The 16,285-nt window shown below is 72.3% G+C and carries 13 protein-coding genes; 8 read left to right on the top strand and 5 right to left on the bottom strand.

Annotation, left to right across the window (positions count from 1 at the left end; all coding sequences use genetic code 11):
• Positions 1-52 precede the first annotated feature (52 nt).
• The 5 genes from ADK57_RS06400 (at position 53) to ADK57_RS06380 (ending at position 8,930) form a co-directional block, all read left to right on the top strand.
• Positions 53-1,810: a fatty acyl-AMP ligase gene (locus tag ADK57_RS06400; protein WP_053748358.1), complete on the top strand. Its 1,758-nt coding sequence runs from the start codon at positions 53-55 to the stop codon at positions 1,808-1,810.
• Positions 1,807-5,820, top strand: coding sequence for a type I polyketide synthase (locus ADK57_RS06395; protein WP_053748357.1), 4,014 nt, complete (start codon positions 1,807-1,809; stop codon positions 5,818-5,820). The genes ADK57_RS06400 and ADK57_RS06395 overlap by 4 nt, the downstream gene beginning before the upstream one ends.
• Before the next feature lie 21 nt (positions 5,821-5,841).
• Positions 5,842-6,786 (top strand): alpha/beta hydrolase, encoded by a 945-nt coding sequence (locus ADK57_RS06390; RefSeq protein ID WP_053748356.1) that lies wholly within the window; start codon positions 5,842-5,844, stop codon positions 6,784-6,786.
• Positions 6,787-6,908: 122 nt separating this feature from the next.
• A complete protein-coding gene (locus tag ADK57_RS06385; RefSeq protein ID WP_053748355.1) occupies positions 6,909-8,138 on the top strand; it encodes a PucR family transcriptional regulator in 1,230 nt (409 codons plus the stop codon).
• A gap of 150 nt (positions 8,139-8,288) precedes the next feature.
• The gene (locus ADK57_RS06380) at positions 8,289-8,930 is read left to right on the top strand and encodes a cutinase family protein (protein ID WP_053748354.1); all 642 of its coding nucleotides are present in this window, start codon (positions 8,289-8,291) and stop codon (positions 8,928-8,930) included.
• Between the two features lie 62 nt (positions 8,931-8,992).
• Here ADK57_RS06380 and ADK57_RS06375 read toward each other — a convergent pair whose 3' ends face one another.
• The 5 genes from ADK57_RS06375 to ADK57_RS06360 form a co-directional block, all read right to left on the bottom strand.
• Entirely contained in the window at positions 8,993-10,717 is a 1,725-nt protein-coding gene (locus ADK57_RS06375) for a hypothetical protein (RefSeq protein ID WP_053748353.1), read from the bottom strand.
• 207 nt (positions 10,718-10,924) lie between these two features.
• Entirely contained in the window at positions 10,925-11,098 is a 174-nt protein-coding gene (locus ADK57_RS46980) for a CsbD family protein (RefSeq protein ID WP_078972981.1), read from the bottom strand.
• Between the two features lie 95 nt (positions 11,099-11,193).
• Positions 11,194-11,826, bottom strand: coding sequence for a class I SAM-dependent methyltransferase (locus tag ADK57_RS06370; RefSeq protein WP_053748352.1), 633 nt, complete (start codon positions 11,824-11,826; stop codon positions 11,194-11,196).
• Between the two features lie 82 nt (positions 11,827-11,908).
• On the bottom strand, positions 11,909-12,184 hold the full coding sequence (locus ADK57_RS06365; protein ID WP_053748351.1) for a hypothetical protein: 276 nt from the start codon (positions 12,182-12,184) through the stop codon (positions 11,909-11,911).
• 53 nt (positions 12,185-12,237) lie between these two features.
• Positions 12,238-14,211: a DUF1996 domain-containing protein gene (locus ADK57_RS06360; RefSeq protein WP_053748350.1), complete on the bottom strand. Its 1,974-nt coding sequence runs from the start codon at positions 14,209-14,211 to the stop codon at positions 12,238-12,240.
• Positions 14,212-14,448: 237 nt separating this feature from the next.
• Between ADK57_RS06360 and ADK57_RS06355 the strand changes: the two genes are divergently transcribed.
• The 3 genes from ADK57_RS06355 to ADK57_RS06345 all read left to right on the top strand — a co-directional run bounded on the left by ADK57_RS06355 (position 14,449) and on the right by ADK57_RS06345 (position 16,167).
• A complete protein-coding gene (locus tag ADK57_RS06355; protein ID WP_053748349.1) occupies positions 14,449-15,027 on the top strand; it encodes a 3'-5' exonuclease in 579 nt (192 codons plus the stop codon).
• Between the two features lie 108 nt (positions 15,028-15,135).
• Complete coding sequence (locus ADK57_RS06350) at positions 15,136-15,432, top strand: hypothetical protein (RefSeq protein ID WP_053748348.1); 297 nt, start codon at positions 15,136-15,138, stop codon at positions 15,430-15,432.
• Between the two features lie 201 nt (positions 15,433-15,633).
• Positions 15,634-16,167, top strand: a complete 534-nt coding sequence (locus tag ADK57_RS06345; RefSeq protein WP_053748347.1) for a DoxX family protein — start codon at positions 15,634-15,636, stop codon at positions 16,165-16,167.
• Positions 16,168-16,285: the final 118 nt, after the last annotated feature.

The raw sequence follows: 16,285 nt of genomic DNA, 5'->3' as shown, positions 1-16,285 counted from the left end.
GCCCCGCCCCGCCCCGCAAGAAGAATCCGCGACGTGAGGAGCCACCCCCTTGATGGACAGCCGCCCCCCGCTCACGCCCGCGTGCCGGACCCTCCCGGAGTTCGTGCGGCACTGGGCCGAAGTCGCCCCCGAACGCCGGGCGTTCACCTTTGTCGATCACCCCGCCCCGCACTCGCGCGGCGTGCACCGCACCCTGACCTGGCGGCGCCTGGACCTGCGGGTACGGGCGCTCGCCGCCCGGCTCGCCGAGGAGGCCGAACCGGGGGCGCGGGTCGCGCTGCTGTGCCCGCAGGGCGTCGAGTACGTCACCGGTTTCCTCGCCGCGCTGGCGGCCGGGATGGTCGCCGTACCGCTGTATCCGCCCGGTCTGCCGGGGCACGCCGACCGGCTCGCGGGTGTACTGGCCGATGCCGCTCCCGCCGTCGTCGTGACCACCGGTCGCGAGGTGGAGGCCGTACGGGAGTTCTGCGCGCGTGAGAACGTGCGCGTCGTAGCCGCGAACCAGGTCGCCGATGCGGCCGCCGAGCACTGGCGGCCGGTCGCCGTCGACGCGGGGACGGTCGCCTATCTGCAGTACACCTCCGGGTCGACACGGGCTCCGGCGGGCGTGGAGATCACACACGGCAATGTCGTCGCCAACGCGCGGCAGGCCCTGACCGCCTACGGTGCGGACGCGCATCCGGCGACCTGTGTCGGCTGGCTGCCGCTGTACCACGACATGGGGCTGGTGCTGAGTGTGGCCGCTCCCGTCGTGCGGGGGCTGGTGTCGGTGCTCATGGACCCGACGGCGTTCCTGCACCAGCCGGTGCGCTGGCTGCGACTGCTCGCCGCGCATCCGCGGGCGATCACTGCCGCGCCCAACTTCGCCTACGACTACTGCGCCTCCGCCGTCACGGCCGAGCAGAAGGCGGATCTGCGGCTGGACGGCGTTCTCGCGCTGATCAACGGGAGCGAGCCGGTGCGTCCCGGCACCGTCGACCGTTTCCATGCCGCCTTCGGCGACCGCGGGCTGCCGCCGGACAGTCACTGTCCCTCGTACGGGCTCGCCGAGGCGACGGTCTTCGTCAGTGCCGCCCGGCCCGGTGAGCCGCTGAGGCGGTTCGCTCTCGACCGGGACGCCCTCGCCGCCGGGAAGGCCCTGCCCGCGCGGCCGGACGATCCCCGGGCGGTGCTGCTGGCGGGCTGCGGTACGCCTGCGGGGCAGCGGGTGCGGATCGCCGACCCCGCGACGGGTGCCGTCCTCTCGGAGGGCGAGGTCGGTGAGATCCGGGTGCAGGGGCCCAACGTCGGCCGCGGCTACCGGAACCGGGCCTCGGAGAGCCGGGACGTCTTCGGCGGTGAACTGGCCGATCCGGGAGCCGGTGGCCGCTGGCTGCGTACCGGTGATCTGGGGACCGTGCTGGACGGGCAGCTGGTGGTCACCGGGCGGTTGAAGGACCTCATCGTCGTCGACGGGCGCAACCACTACCCGCAGGACGTCGAGGCCACGGCCCAGGAGGCGCATCCGGCGGTGCGCCGCGACCGGCTCGCCGCGTTCTCCGTGCCCGGTTCGGGGGGTGAGCGGGTCGTGGTCGTGGCCGAGCACGCGCGCAGTGCCAGCCTCGAAGCGATCGACGTACCGGCTCTGGTCCGTGCGGTGCGCGGGGCGGTCTCCGTACGGCACGGCCTGCGGCCGGCGGATGTCGTGCTCGTCGCCCCGGGGGTGGTGCCTCGTACGTCGAGCGGCAAGGTGTCGCGGGCGCTCACGCGGGCGCGCTATCTGGAGGGTGCCTACGGGCGGCCCGTCGGGGCGTCCGGGGGCGTGGGATGACGGCCGTCGACGAGGCGGCGTTGCGCCGGCTGATCGCCGAGCGGGTGGCCGTCTGGAACGACATGGCGCCCGAGAACGTCCCGATGGACCGGCCGCTCGCGGACCTCGGCATGTCCTCGCGGGACGCGGTCGTCCTGGCCGGGGAGCTCTCGCACGCGCTGGGTCGCGAACTGCCCTCCACGCTGCTGTGGGAGACGCCGACCGGCGAGGCGCTGGTGGCCCGCCTCTGCAGCGGGGCGGAGGAGATCGTTTCTCTTCCGGTGGCTCTCAGCGCGTCGCCCGGTGAGCCCGTCGCCGTCATCGGGGTCGGGTGCCGGCTGCCCGGCGGGGTGCACGGGCCGGGCGACTACTGGCGGCTGCTGTGCGAGGGCGTCGACGCGATCCGCCGGGTGCCCGAGGACCGGTGGCGCGACTTCACCGCGTTTCCGCCCGCGGACGCGCCTTCGTACGGCGGCTATCTGGACGACATCGCCGGGTTCGACGCGGACTTCTTCCACGTCAGCCCTCGCGAGGCGGCGGTGATGGACCCTCAGCAGCGGATCCTGCTGGAGGTCGTCCACGAGACACTCGACCACGCCGCAGTCCCGGCCTCTTCCCTGGCGGGTACCGCCACCGGTGTCTTCGTCGGCATCTCCGCGCCGGAGTACGGGCAGCTCACCGGGGCCGTCCCGGCCGACGTCGATCCGTGGGCGCCGGCCGGTGGGGCCCTGAGTGTCGCCGCGGGGCGGTTGGCGTACGTCCTGGACACCCACGGGCCGAGCGTGGCCGTGGACACGGCCTGTTCCTCCTCGCTGGTCGCCCTCCACCAGGCGTGTGTCAGCCTGCGGACGGGCGAGTGCGACACGGCGATCGCCGCGGGGGTCAACCTGCTGCTCTCCCCCACCGTCGGTGTCGCCTTCGGGCGGGCGGGAGCGCTGGCGCCGGACGGGCGGTGCAAGCCGTTCTCGGCGGCGGCCGACGGGATCGGCCGTGGTGAGGGGTGCGCGGCGGTGCTGGTGAAGCGGCTGTCCGACGCCGAGCGGGACGGTGACCGGGTGCTGGCGGTCGTCCGGGCCACCGCCGTCAACTCGGACGGCCGGTCGGGCGGTCTGATGGCGCCCAACCCCGCCGCCCAGCAGGCTGTGCTGAGGACCGCGTACGCCCGGGCCGGGCTCGATCCGGCGTGCGTCGACTACGTCGAGGCGCACGGGACCGGCACTCCCCTCGGCGACCCGATCGAGGCGGGCGCCCTCGATGCCGTACTCGGCGCCGGCCGCGACCCCGACCAGCCCCTGCTGCTCGGTTCGGTCAAGGGCAACCTGGGCCACCTGGAGTCCGCCGCGGGCATCGCCGGCCTGGTGAAGACGGTCCTGGCCCTCCACCACGACCGCATTCCGTCCTCCCTGCACTGCGCGGACGGCGGTGCCCTGGGCGACGTCCGCCTGCGGGTGGTCACCGAGCCCGAGCCGTGGCCCCGCTACGGCGGCACGGCCGTCGCCGGGGTGTCCGGCTTCGGGTTCAGCGGTACCAACGCGCATGCCGTACTGGAGGAATGGCGGCCCGGAACCCTGCCGGCCGGCGCGGGCGAGGAGCCCGCCGCCCGCCTGTATCCGCTCTCCGACATCGACACCGAACGGCTCCACGACACCGCGGCCCGGCTCGCCGAGTGGCTCCGCACGGGCCGGGGCGGCTCCGCGCGCCTCGCCGACGTGGCGCGCACGCTTGCCGGGCGCACCGGTCGCGGGCCCGTACGCGCCGCCGTCGTCGCCGACAACCGGAGCGAACTCGCCGACGCACTGGGCGCGTTGGCGGATGGACGCCCCGACCAGCGGGTCGTCACGGGTGAGCGCTCTCGCGTCGGACGCGGGCCGGTGTGGGTCTTCTCCGGGTACGGCAGCCAGTGGGCCGGCATGGGCAGGCGGCTGCTGGACGAGGAGCCCGCGTTCGCGGCCGCCGTGGAGAAGCTCGATCCGCAGTTGTCCGCGGAGTGCGGTCTGTCCCTGTACGACCGGTTGGCGTCCGGCGACGGCCTCGACCGCCTGGAGGTCGCACAGCCCGTCCTGTTCGGGCTGCAGGTGGCGCTCGCCGAGTTGTGGCGTTCCTACGGTGTCGAACCCGCCGCCGTGATCGGTCATTCCATGGGCGAAGTCGCCGCCGCCGTCTGCGCGGGCGCCCTGGACGTGACGGACGCGGCCCGCGTGATCGCCGTACGGGCCCGGCTGCTCAGCCGGTTGAGCGGTGGCGCGATGGCGGTCGTCGACGTGGACGACAGCGAACTGGACTCCCTGCGGCGGGAGTTGCCCGGCGTGCATGTCGCCGTGCACTCCTCGCCGCGTCAGAAGGTCGTCACCGGGGACGAGTCGCAGGTGGCTCGGCTCGTACGTCGGCTGGAGCAGGAGGGCCGGGCGGCGCGGGCCATGCGGGTGGTGGGCGCCGGACACTCGCCGCAAGTGGACGCGCTGTTGCCGGAGTTGACCGAGGCGCTGGCGGGGCTCCAGGGGCGGCGGCCCCGGGTGCCCGTGTACTCCACGGTGCTGGACGAGCCGCGCGGAGACTGCGCGTTCGACGCGACCCACTGGGCGGCCAACCTGCGGCGGCCCGTGCGGCTGGACCGGGCGCTCGCGGCGGCCGCCGCCGACGGCCACACCGCCTTCGTGGAGATCTCGCCGCATCCGGTGCTCACGGGGGCCGTCCGCGACACCGTGCCCGACGCCCTCGCCGTCGGCACGCTGCGCCGCGACGCGGACGGTTCGGCCGGGTTCGCAGGGCAGCTCGGTGCCCTGCACGCGGCGGGGCTGGCCCTGCCCCGGCCGTCCGGCCGTGTCGTCGACCTGCCCGGGCCTCGTTGGCGGCATCGGCGGCACTGGTGGACGGACGGGGCTCGTGACCGCGGGAAGGGGTCTGCGGACACACCCGTCACGACCGCCGAGACGGCGACCACCTCCGTACCCGCCGAGTCCACCTCCGTGCTCGCCCGGCTCAGCCACCATGTCGCCGTCGTCACCGGGCACCCCGCGGCCCGGATCAGGCCGGACGCCGCGTGGGCGGACCTGGGGCTGGACTCGCTGATGGCCGTCCGTATCCGTACCGCCGTGGAGCGCGAGTTCGGGATCGAGCTGCCGCTGCGCGACCTGCTCGGCACCACCACCGTCGAGGAGGCGGCCGGGCGCATCCGGCGGGCGGTGGGCGAGGGCTCCTTCCTGCGGGTGCTGCGGGACGCCGGTTCCGGGCCCCCGCTGTTCCTCGTGCATGCCGCCGGCGGGCCGACCGACGTCTACCGGGTGCTGGCCGAACGGCTCGGGGACGACCGGCCGGTGTACGGACTGGAGCGGCTGGAAGGGGCGCGCACGGTGACGGAGAAGGCACGCCGGTACGCGGAGGCCATCACCACCGCGCATCCGGACGGGCCCTGTCTGCTGGGCGGTTGGTCCTTCGGCGGGTTCGTCGCGCAGGAGACCGCACGCCAACTCACCGCCGCCGGACGGGTGGTGGAGCTGGTGGTGCTCATCGACTCCGTACGGCCACTCCCCCGGCCCGAGCACACCGACAGCGACCGGATCCGCGCCCACCTGGAGGGCTTCGCCCGGCACGTCGAAGAGACCTACGGTGCCCGGCTGGAGTTGCCCTACGCCGAGCTCGTGGCGACGGACGACGACGGGGACCGTATCGACGCCGTGCTGCGGGCGCTGCGCGAGGCCGTCGACGTGCCGGCGGCGGCGCTGGAGCATCAGCGGGCCTCCTACCTGGACCTGCGGGTCGGCGAGGCGCACCACCCGGGCGCCTACGACGGCCCGGTGGTGCTGTACCGGGCCACCGAGCCCGCGCCGCACACCGTGCGCGATGCGGCGTACGAACGGGACGACCAGGCGCTGGGCTGGGACGAGGTGTGCCCACGCCTGAAGGTCGTCCCCGTGCGCGGGCACCATCTGTCGCTGCTCGATCCGCCGCACGTCGACGAAATCGCCGTACACCTTCGGCGGCTGCTCGGCGAACCGGCCCACGCCGTCGGAGGAGCCGAGCAGATCCACTGAACCGAGAACCGAGGAGCCGCCATGCCTGACCGCACCACCGAAGTGCCCCGGCGCGCCGTCACCAAGGCGGCCGCCGCCGCCGGTCTGGCCGTCCTGTTCGGAGCCGGGACCGCCACCGGCCGTGCCCGGGCCGCGACCCGGCTCGGGCCGCGCACCCTGGACGTGTCCGTGAACTCCGCCGCGCTGGGCCGCAGCGCGGCGGTGCGGCTGATCCTGCCGTCGGGATTCGACACGCAGCCCGGACGGACGTACCCGGTGCTGTACCTGCTGCACGGCGCCCACGACGACTACACGTCCTGGACCCGGGAGACGGACATCGAGGCCTTCACCGAGGGCCGGGACCTGATCGTGGCGATGCCGGACGCGGGCCCCACCGGCATTCCCACCGCCTGGCGGGACGGACCCGACTACGAGACCTTCCAGCTGGAGGAGGTGCCGGCACTGCTCCGCAACGACTACCGGGCCTCCGGAGTACGGGCCGTCGCCGGGGTGTCCACCGGCGGGTACGGGGCGATGGCGCACGCCGCCCGGCACCCGGGGGCGTTCACCGCCGCGGCTTCCTACAGCGGCATCCTCGACACCACCGCGCCCGGCGTGCCCAACATCATGGACGCCATCGTGGCCCGCGAGAACCTGGTGCCCGCCTCCCTCTGGGGCAACCCGATCCTCAACCTCCTCACCTGGCGCGACTTCAACCCACGCGCCCGCGCGGCCGGGCTGCGCGGCACCGCCCTGTACGTCTCCAACGGCAGCGGGCTGGCCGGCGGGAGCGGTGATCCGCTGCCCGAGGCGCTGGAGAGCGCGCTGTGGCCCTCCGCGCACAGCTTCACGGACACGCTCGCGCTTCTCGGCGTCCCGGTCACCACGCACTTCTACGCCGGAGGGGGACACAGCTGGGCCTACTGGAAGGGGGAGTTCGCCGCGTCGTGGCCGATGCTCGCCCGTGCGCTGGGCCTGCCCGAGTGATGTCGGAGCCGGCGGGGCACGGAACGGAGCGCAGGGACCGTCCGTCCAACACAGGACGTCCCACTCGCCCCACGGGAAACAGCCCTCGGGTGAGCCGCTTCCGGGTGAAAGGAGTGTCCGCGATGGCTGTCCCCGTCCCGCACGGCGTGCCGGCCGGCCCCGGAGCCCCGCCGGTGCCGCCCGATCTGGCCAAGCTGCTGCGTGCCCAGCTCGAAACCGTCGCCGACGAGGTGGAGGAGGAGGTCCGCAGACAGGTTCCCGAGTACGGCCGCCCGGCCGACGCGGACTACCGGCGCAACCTCAGAGCCGGGGTGGTGCAGGCGCTGACGCTGTTCGTCGACCACATCGCCGACCCGCGCGGCCGCGGCGACGCGATCGCCGCGACCTACTACGAACTCGGGCGCGGCGAGGCCCTGGAGGGCCGCAGCCTGGACGCGCTGCAGTCGGCACTGCGCGTCGGCGGGCTGCACGCCTGGCGGCTGATGGGCCGTACGGCGGAACAGCTCGGGCTGGACTCGGCGGTCGTGTCGGCGCTCGGCGAACTCGCGTTCCGGACCGTGCACGAAGTCGCGGAGGCGGCCGCGGCCGGTTACGCCGAGGCCCGGTCGCACAACACGGACGAGCTGGAACGGCGTCGCAAACGCCTGCTCGACCTGCTGCTGGGCGAGGGGCCGGTGCCCCTGGAGGCCGTTCAGGATCTCGCGCACGGTGCGCGGTGGCCGGTGCCGCGTCAGGTCGCCGTCGTGGCGCTCGCCGCCGGGCCGGAGCAGCGTGAGGAGGAGCGGCCGCTGGCGGCGGCGGGCGCGCTGGTGGACATGGCGTCGCGGCCGCCGCGCATGCTGGTGCCCGACCCGGACGGGTCCGGCCGCTTCGGCGGCCGGGCGTTCGCCCTCGCACTGCGCGGACGACCGGCCGCGATCGGCCCGACGGTCGACGTCACCGAGGCGACACGGTCGCTGCGGTGGGCCACCCGGGCCCTGGGACTGATGGGCCGCGGGATCCTTCCCCGGCAGGGCGTGGTGCGTTGCGCCGACCATCTGTCGACGCTGCTGCTGCACGGCGACGAGCCGCTGCTCGCCCAGTTGCAGGCGCGGGTCCTGGCCCCGCTCGACACCGTCTCGGCGGGGCAGCGTCCCCGGCTCGCCGAGACCCTGCTCGCCTGGCTGCTCAGCGGCAGCAACGTCCCCGACGTCGCCACCCGGCTGCACATCCACCCCCAGACGGTCCGCTACCGCCTCAGGCAGCTGGACAAGCTCTTCGGGGACGCCCTGCACGATCCCGAGACGCGGCTGGACCTGATTCTCGCGCTACGGGCCGAGGCATTGCGGGAGCAGGGGGCGAGCAATCAGTGAATGCTTTCCTCGGCCCCGTACTCATACGGGCGCAAAAAACCGCGGCCATTCCATAATTCTCTGCATAACACCCCGGCAGGAAAGGCGAATACCTTCGGGACCGTCCTTTTTCGCAGGCGCATCATGCGCCCCGAAACTCGGAGGATCCCCATGCGTATCCGCTTGTGTCTCGCCGCGCTGTCACTGGCCGGCGGGGCCGGACTGGCCACCCTCACGGCGCCGACGGCGTCGGCCGCGGCCTGCTCGGACATCGACGTCGTCGCCGCCCGCGGCACGTTCGAGCCGGGCACGCTCGGCTTCATCGTCGGCGACCCGGTGTATTCCGCCCTGCAGAAGAAAATCACCGGCAAAAGCCTGTCCAGCTACAAGGTGAACTACCCCGCCGACCTTTCTCTCACCTCGGCCGCACAGGGCAACACGGACCTGGTGAACCATGTCACGAGCCAGGCGGCATCGTGCCCGAACCAGCGCTTCATTCTGGTGGGATATTCACAGGGCGCGAACGTCGTCGACAATTCCATCGGCATCAGCAGCGCCGGTGCGGTGGTCGGCAGTCCCATCGTCGCCACCATTCCCGCCGCGCTCGAACCGAAGGTCGCCGCCGTGCTGCTGTTCGGCAACCCCATCCGGGCCATCGGCAAGAGCGTCACCGGCACGTACCAGAGCCGCACCATCGACTTCTGCGCGGAGGGCGACCCCGTCTGCGAGAACGGCGGGGGCGACGTGGGCGCACACCTCGGCTACACCGCCGACGCCGACGCCGCGGCCGCCTTCGCCGCCGGCAAGGTCTGAGCCGTACTCGTGGAAGTGGGCCCGGGAGGATTCCTCCCGGGCCCACAGCCGTGCAGGGACCGCTATGCGGGGTTCTGGGCGAATCGGGCGAGGTTGGTGGACGTGGGCTCGGGACGGCCGTTGTTCTGCACGGGTGCCGCCGTCAGCACGTCGAGGTGCTGGTAGCCGTCGGCGACCACGGCGTCGAGGTCGGGCGGGACGCGGCCCGCCAGCAGTCCGTCGCCCGCGAGGACCGTGAGCGTCGGGTTGGCGGTGAGCCCCTCGGGGTGGACCACGAGCCGCTGCACCTGCGGTGAGGTGGACAGCTGGATGTCGGTGACCAGCTTGGTCGGGAAGTACTGCTCGGTGAAGTCCAGCGGCTGCTCGGCCAGGCTGCGGGCGAGTTCCTGAAGGTCGGTGACCTCCTTGCCGGCCTGAGTGAAGGGCGTCCCGTCGGCCGACCGGTACCCCGGGTCGTCGGGGTCGCCGACACGGTCGTAGTTCCGCCACGTGTACAGCGGTCCGTGCGGCTGGTCGGGGATCGCCTTGTACTCGGTGCCGAAGAGCGCCGGCTGCGCGTCACTGCCGTTGGCGGCGGGGAAGTTCTTGTCGACGATCGGTCCGCCGTCGAAGAAGCCGACGCTGCTCTGCAGGAACGCGAGCGGTACGGAGTGGTCGTCCATCAGCGATCCCAGCACCGCCGCGTTGGTGAGCCGGAAGTCCTTCACCGCGGGTGATCCGGAGAGGAACGTGGCGGTGTCCTCGGAGAACAGGAAACGGTTCGTCGCCTCGACGTTGACGTTGGCGGGGAGGTAGCGGGGCAGGTCGGCCTCGCCGCCGGGATCACGGACCGCGCCCACTCCGGCGATGGCGAGCAGGGTCATCGTCTCGGGGTTGAGCAGCACCGGCGCGGACAGGGAACGGGACAGTACGCCACTGTCCAGTCCGGCCTGTACGGCGGCGAAGCCGAGGCCGATGTCGGGCAGGTTGGTGTCGTCCGGGATGCTGCCGCTGAGGTCGGCCAGCGAGGTGGAGACGGTGGTGTCGAGGGCGAAGTAGCCGGCGCACTGGTTGAAGCCGGCGTCCGCGGTGGTGGTGCGGTCCCCGTCGAAGTCGGCGGCCGCGAAGTAGCCGGTGATCACACCGCCCAGCGAGTGGCCGCCGCACAGCACCTTGCTCTTGCGGAGCCCCTGGTCGGGCAACTCGGCGGCGAGCAGGTCGTACTGGTCGCGGACGGTCTGCTCGATGCCGAGCTTCGCCATCCAGCCGAGGCGGTCGTTGGTGACGTACCCGTCGAAGGTCCGGCCTTCGACCTGCTTGCCGCGGTAGTAGTAGTCGACGGCCGTGTGCTGGTCGGCGGAGGCGATTCCGGTGCGGTCCTCCAGGCAGTTGGAGCGGCGGTCCAGCGCCCAGAACTCGATGTGGCCGCCCTGCTCGGCGGCCCGTGCCACAGTGTTGCGGGCGACGCTGTCGAACGCCCCGGCCCCTTCCAGGATGCCCGGCTGGGCCACGAGGATCCGGTCGGCGTCGGCCGAGGCGTCCGGTCCGTCGGAGGCTCGGTAGCGCAGGTACGACAGCCAGTCGCACGCCGCCGGACGCGCCCCGGCCGAGGCGGGCAGCGGCACCTTCACCCGCACCATCGACTCGGTCACCCCGGCGACCGGGGAAGCCGACGCCACGGGTGTCTCGGTCCGCTCGGTGCGCGCCTGCGCGTCGCCCGGGGCAGCGGCTGTGAGCGCTCCCGCGGTCAGCAGCACCGCAAGCGCGGCGCTTCGCCACGTTCTTTTCTTGCTGCGACTCAGGTTCATAGCCGGACGGTAGGGCCGTGAACGCCGCGTGTTCAGGTGATGCTCACGGGAACGCAGTGCCTTTCGGCACCTTTGTCATCCGGTAACAGAGCTGTCCGGCAGCAGAACAGTCCGGTAACACACCCAGTCCGGTAACACAGCAGTCAGCGGGATCCCCGGGTGTGGAATGGGGATCCCGCTGAGAGTTCTGGTCGGTTGCCGGCGCCGTCAGTGCTTGAAGGTGTCCTTCGCCTTCTCCTTGGCCTGACGGGCGTCACCCTTCGACTGTCCGGCCCGGCCCTCGGCCTCCATCCGCTCGTTGCCCATCGTGCGGCCGATCGCCTCCTTGGCCTTTCCCTTGGCCTGTTCCTTCTTCGCCTTGGCCTTCTGGTCTCCGGCCACGTTCCATCACTCCAAGCCGCGTTTTGACTGCGGGTGTGTCTTCGTATCGAGTAGCCGTCACCGAAATTCCCAAACGCGGACTCCCATTCCGGCCCCTATTTCCGTCGAAGCCGCCACACGTTGTCCTCGCGGAAGCCCTTGACCCCCTCGGGGGAAACGCTTTCCTTGCGCACCGCGCCCATGGTTTCCACACTCCAGGTGTCCTCCGGCAACGCGAGTTCCGCCAGGGTGCCCTCCAGGGTGGGGAACTCCGCCTCGAAGGGCGGTTCGCTCTGCCACGACGGCCACCCCCCGTGCATGACGATCAGGAGCGTGCCGCCCTCGGCGACCGCTGCGGCGGCCTGCCTCAGGACGCCCTCCTGGTCGAGGCGTACCGGGGACTGCAGGAACTGGGCGTTGACCAGGTCGAAGGAGCCCTGGGGAAACGTCACGCCCAGCTCGTGCCGTTCCCATGTCGTACGGTCGCCCACCCCGGCCTCGGTGGCGTGTGCGGCGGCGCGTGCGAGGGCGGTGTGCGAGATGTCGATGCCGGTGACCTGCCAGCCGCGCGAGGCGAGCCACACGGCGTCGGCCCCCTCGCCGCAGCCGAGGTCCAGGGCGGTGCCCGGGGGGAGATGGCCCGCCTCCCTGACGAGGAGCGGATTGGGGTGGCCGCTCCAGACTCGTTCGCTGTCCTGGTAGCGGGCTTCCCAGAACTCGGCGGCCTGGGTCGGGTGGATGTGGGTCATGGTGCCCAAGCCTGCGGCGCGCCGAGACGGCAGGCAAAGAGAGTTGCCGGTACGGCAAATCCGGTTCTGCCGTACCGGGTCCCTATTGCGCGTCCGTACGGCTCACGGCCGTCTGGACGTCCGTCTCCACCTCCTGGCGGGCCCGGCCCTGCTCCTTCGCGTACTCCGCCACAGCGGTCCGGATGTCACGATCCAGGTCACGCCAGGCGCGGAACGCGGTCTCGTACGTGGTGGTCTGTTTCCTGGACCACTTGTGCTCGGCGGGCGGACCGTAGGCGTGGTTCAGGTCGTCGACCCGGTGGTGCGCCTGGTCCGCCGCGCGCTGCTTCTCCACGAGCTCTTCGAATGCGTGTCCCACGTCAAGTGATCGTAGGCAGAGGTGCGCCTTTCCGCGCGTCGAGCCGGACGGGCCTACAGGGAACCGCGCCTGGTGCGCCGCAGCAGGACGAAGCCGGAGATGAGGAGAACGGCTCCGGCCGCGGCGGGCCACAGCTGGGTGCCGGTCTCGGCCAGTGAGCCACCGGCCGTCTGAGGCTCGGTCTGTGCGCCGGCCGGAGGCTGTGCCGCGGCTCCGGTCGTCGGGATGGCGGAGGCGGTGCTGTCCGCCTCGTCCTCGACCAAATCGTTCGACCAGGCCTCGGGCAGGGTGGTGGAAGCGCTCTTCGCGGGCGTGGGTGTGCCGTAGACCTTGGGTGCGTCCTCGGCGGCCGGTGCGGTGGGTGACGCGTCGGGCTTGGCCTGGCCGTTTTCGCCCTGCTCGCCGTTACCGCCGTTACCACCGTTGTCGCTGTTACCGCCGGTCGACGGGGCGGGAGTCGCCGTCGGCTGCTCCTCCGGCTCGTCGGACGGCTGCTCGGACGGCTGCTCGGTCGGCTCGTCCTGCGGGTCGTCCGTCGGCTGATCCTGCGGGTCCTCGCCGTTTCCGGGGTCCTGGTCCGCGCCGGGACCGCACTGGCGGCCCTCGTTGATGCAGTCGACCATCTCCTGCATCAGATCCTCGTCGAAGACGTTGATGAAGTCGCCGTGGTCGGTGACGGGCTTGTGCAGCTGCTCCGGGAAGGAGTCCACGGCGAAGAGCGGGGTCGTACGGCCCCCGTCCTGAAGGCTCGGCGCGTCGACGTCGTAGACGATGCGCTGCACGAGCTGCGGAATGGCCTGGAATCCGGCGGGGCAGACGCCGTCGGCCTGGGCGAACGCCACATGGGTACGGTGGTTGGCGCTGTCGATGTTGCTGCCGTCCCAGCAGCTCTGGAACCTGAAGGTGCGGACCACGTCGCTGCCCTGCGGGCACAGCGGGTACTTGTCCTTCAGCTGCCGGTCCTCGAACCCGGTGCAGCTCCAGGACGCGTTGGCGTTGGCGGTTCCGTTGACGAACGCCTTGGCGTCGCCGGTGATGATGCGCAGGAGCCGCGGCATGGCCGTGACTTCGCCGCGCGGGCTGCCCACGAACGTGAGGGTGACCTGTCGGGGCGTGACGATCTCACCGGCGTTGCCCTCGGTGCCGCCGCCCGGGGCGCCCGCGTCCTGCTCCTGGGTGCCGTTCTGCAGTCGCAGCACGGGCCAGTAGTACGAAGACTTGTCGCCCTGGTCCTCGCAGCTCGTGTCGCCGTTCGCGAGGTCGTCGTCGCCGGCGAAGGCGTCGTTGGCCTGGTTGCCGACGTAGTCGTGGAAGTGGTGGGCTCCGTTGGAGACGCCCGGGGCCACGATCACGTTGTCCGAGTTGAACAGGCCGTCCTCGTTCACCCCGCAACTGGTGACGAAGGTGCCGCGGGAGGCGTCCGCCTGGGGGTTCGGGGCGGCAGCGCCCGGCTGTACGCCGGTGATGTCCGCGAAGTCGGCGGCCACGGGGCCGTTGCCGGCCTGGCCGCCGTTGCCCTGCTGGGCGCCGCCGTCCTGGTTCTGGCCGTCACCCTGGTCCTGGCTGTCGCCCTGGTCCTGGCCGTCGCCCTGCTGCTCCTCGCCGCCGTTCTGCTCGCCGGTCTGGTTCTCGGGCTCGCGCAGCGTGCAGGCCGCCAGGGCGTCGAGTCCCTGCGGGCGGTCCCCCACACGCTCGATGGCGGCGGCAATGCGCTCGATCGTCGCGGCGCGGTCCTCCTTGAGGGGGTCCATGATCCCGCTGTCGGGCTGCGCGTTCCGTGCCGGGTCCTGGAGTTGCCGGTAGGCGTCGGCTATCTGCTGGTCCAGGGCGGCGAGTTCGTTGTCGACCTCCGCCCGTGCCTGATCGGGCACGGTGGTCAACTGGGCGCCGACGTCAGGGCAGTCGATCGTCGCGGCTCCCAGCACCCGGGGGCGGTCCGACCCCTCGTCGCCCGACCGGCCGCCGTCGGTTGCCGAGGCGTACACGTTGACCGCCATCAGCCCACCACCGCCCAGCATCAGTGCCATCGCGGCAAAGGTCGCACGTCGTGCGCCTGTTGGGCGTCTGCGCCTGTTGTGTCCCACGGAAGTACTCTCCTGCGCGTTGCGTCCGTACGGGCATGGAAATCCCCCGGCCCTATACGGATGTGGGACCCCAGGCGTTCAGGCGTCTCGGAAATTCACAGAAACCTCTTACGAGCGGGTGGTCCGTGCCGGTGGAAAACGAGGTGCCGCCGACGCGCTTCGCTCCCTACTCTTCCGGCCATGAACAGCACAGGAGCCGAGGCCTTCTTGAACGTCGTGGACGTCGAAGCGACGTGCTGGCCCGGCTCCCCGCCCCCTGGCGCGGTCAGCGAGATCATCGAGATCGGGCTGACCGTCGTCGACCTCGACGCCGGAGAGCGGGTCGCTCGCCACCGGATTCTGGTACGGCCCTCGCGGTCCACGGTCGGCGACTTCTGCACGGAGCTCACCGGGCTCACCCAGGACGAAGTCGACCGAGGTGTGTCGTTCGCCGAGGCTTGCCGACTGCTGGCCGCGGAACACCGGGCGGGCGCCCGGGCCTGGGCCAGCTGGGGCGACTACGACCGTCACCAGTTCGTGCGGCAGTGCCGGGCCACGGGCACGCCGTACCCGTTCGGACGGCGCCACACCAACGCCAAGGCCGCCTTCACCGACGTACACGGCCTGCGCAAGCGCCCCGGGATGGCCCAGGCACTGCGGTTCGCGGGGCTTCCGCTCGAAGGGCGCCACCATCGCGGCGAGGACGACGCGTGGAACATCGCGGCCCTCGTCCTCCACCTGGCCGGGCGAGGGGGGTGGCCGCAAGACCCCGAGCGGTGACCGCCTGCGCCTGGCGGGGACGGCGATGGCGTTCCCCTTCCCCGCTACGCATCCCGTACTAGGGGTACCCGGAAAGCCCACACACGTGTGAGCGAAGGGAAGCGAGCCGTGACACTGCGAGGGGAAGCAGACAGTACCGGTCTCGGCGATCTCGAACCGGGCACGAACCAGCGAGGGCAGCTGCGCAGCCGTATCGCCGACATCGCGTGGACCGCTCTGTGCACGGTGCTGGCCCTCTGGGCGATCTGGAGCGCCGTCGGCGTGGCGCGCGGCGCGACCGCGTGGGCGTACTGTGCCGTGGCCTGGGTGCTGTTGGCCGTGGCGCTGGCCCTGCGTGTCGTCGCGGTCCGGCGCCGGACCGCGATCCGGCCGAGCTACCGGACAGGGGCGTACTCAAGGCGCTGACGGGCATTCCACCGCGGTCCCGGTGTCAGCCCGCCGCGTTGTCGACGCGCGGCCGGACCTGTTCCTCCGGCTGCTTCACCCGGGTGGCCTGGTCAGCCGAACCGGGACGCACCGGTGTGGGGCGGCCGGCGTCGAATGAGCCGCCGCCGGTCGGGAACCCGGGGAAACGCAGCTTGCCCCCACACCCCTGGAGAGGGCCCCATGAGTCTTCTGCGTCTGGTCGGCCGCCCGATGCTCGCTTCCATGTTCGTCGCCGGCGGCCTGAACTCACTGCGCGACCCCAAGGCGGTGGCCCCCGTGGCCGAGCCCGTCGTCCAGCCGGTCACCGAGCGCGTCGAGGCGCTGCCGGACCGTACCGAGCAGGTCGTACGCCTCAATGGCGCCGTGCAGGTGGCGGCCGGCGTTCTGCTCGGCATGGGACGTGTTCCCCGGGTCGCGGCCTTGGCCATCGCCGGCACCCTCGTGCCCACGACGCTGGCCGGGCACCGCTTCTGGCAGGCCGAGGATCCCTCCGAACGTGAGCAGCAGCTCATCCACTTCCTCAAGAACCTCTCGATGCTGGGTGGGCTGCTCATCGCGGCGGACGACACCGCCGGGCACCCCTCGCTGTGGTGGCGCGGCCGCCATACCGCCCATGACCTGCGGCGGGAGGCACATCTGGTGCGCCGCTCCGTCCGGGCCACCGCCGGACCCGCCGCGGCGGCCGGCCGCCTGCGCGCCAAACTGCCCGCCTGACGGCAACGTCACCCCACAACTCGCCCGGTCCGCCGTCTGGATGCCTGCTCTTCGGGTAGTCGGACGGGGCACGAATCCGCGTGCGCCGTCCGTGACGATCCGGGCGGCGCCGATCCGT

Source organism: Streptomyces sp. MMG1533 (assembly GCF_001279775.1).
Lineage (GTDB): Bacteria > Actinomycetota > Actinomycetes > Streptomycetales > Streptomycetaceae > Streptomyces.
This window is presented reverse-complemented; position numbering and strand designations above follow the sequence as displayed.

Coding starts and splice junctions, on each gene's coding strand:
- ADK57_RS06400 (WP_053748358.1), top strand. CDS start 53: ATGGACAGCCGCCCCCCGCTCACGCCCGCGTGCCGGACCCTCCCGGAG.
- ADK57_RS06395 (WP_053748357.1), top strand. CDS start 1,807: ATGACGGCCGTCGACGAGGCGGCGTTGCGCCGGCTGATCGCCGAGCGG.
- ADK57_RS06390 (WP_053748356.1), top strand. CDS start 5,842: ATGCCTGACCGCACCACCGAAGTGCCCCGGCGCGCCGTCACCAAGGCG.
- ADK57_RS06385 (WP_053748355.1), top strand. CDS start 6,909: ATGGCTGTCCCCGTCCCGCACGGCGTGCCGGCCGGCCCCGGAGCCCCG.
- ADK57_RS06380 (WP_053748354.1), top strand. CDS start 8,289: ATGCGTATCCGCTTGTGTCTCGCCGCGCTGTCACTGGCCGGCGGGGCC.
- ADK57_RS06375 (WP_053748353.1), bottom strand. CDS start 10,717: ATGAACCTGAGTCGCAGCAAGAAAAGAACGTGGCGAAGCGCCGCGCTT.
- ADK57_RS06370 (WP_053748352.1), bottom strand. CDS start 11,826: ATGACCCACATCCACCCGACCCAGGCCGCCGAGTTCTGGGAAGCCCGC.
- ADK57_RS06360 (WP_053748350.1), bottom strand. CDS start 14,211: ATGGCACTGATGCTGGGCGGTGGTGGGCTGATGGCGGTCAACGTGTAC.
- ADK57_RS06355 (WP_053748349.1), top strand. CDS start 14,449: ATGAACAGCACAGGAGCCGAGGCCTTCTTGAACGTCGTGGACGTCGAA.
- ADK57_RS06345 (WP_053748347.1), top strand. CDS start 15,634: ATGAGTCTTCTGCGTCTGGTCGGCCGCCCGATGCTCGCTTCCATGTTC.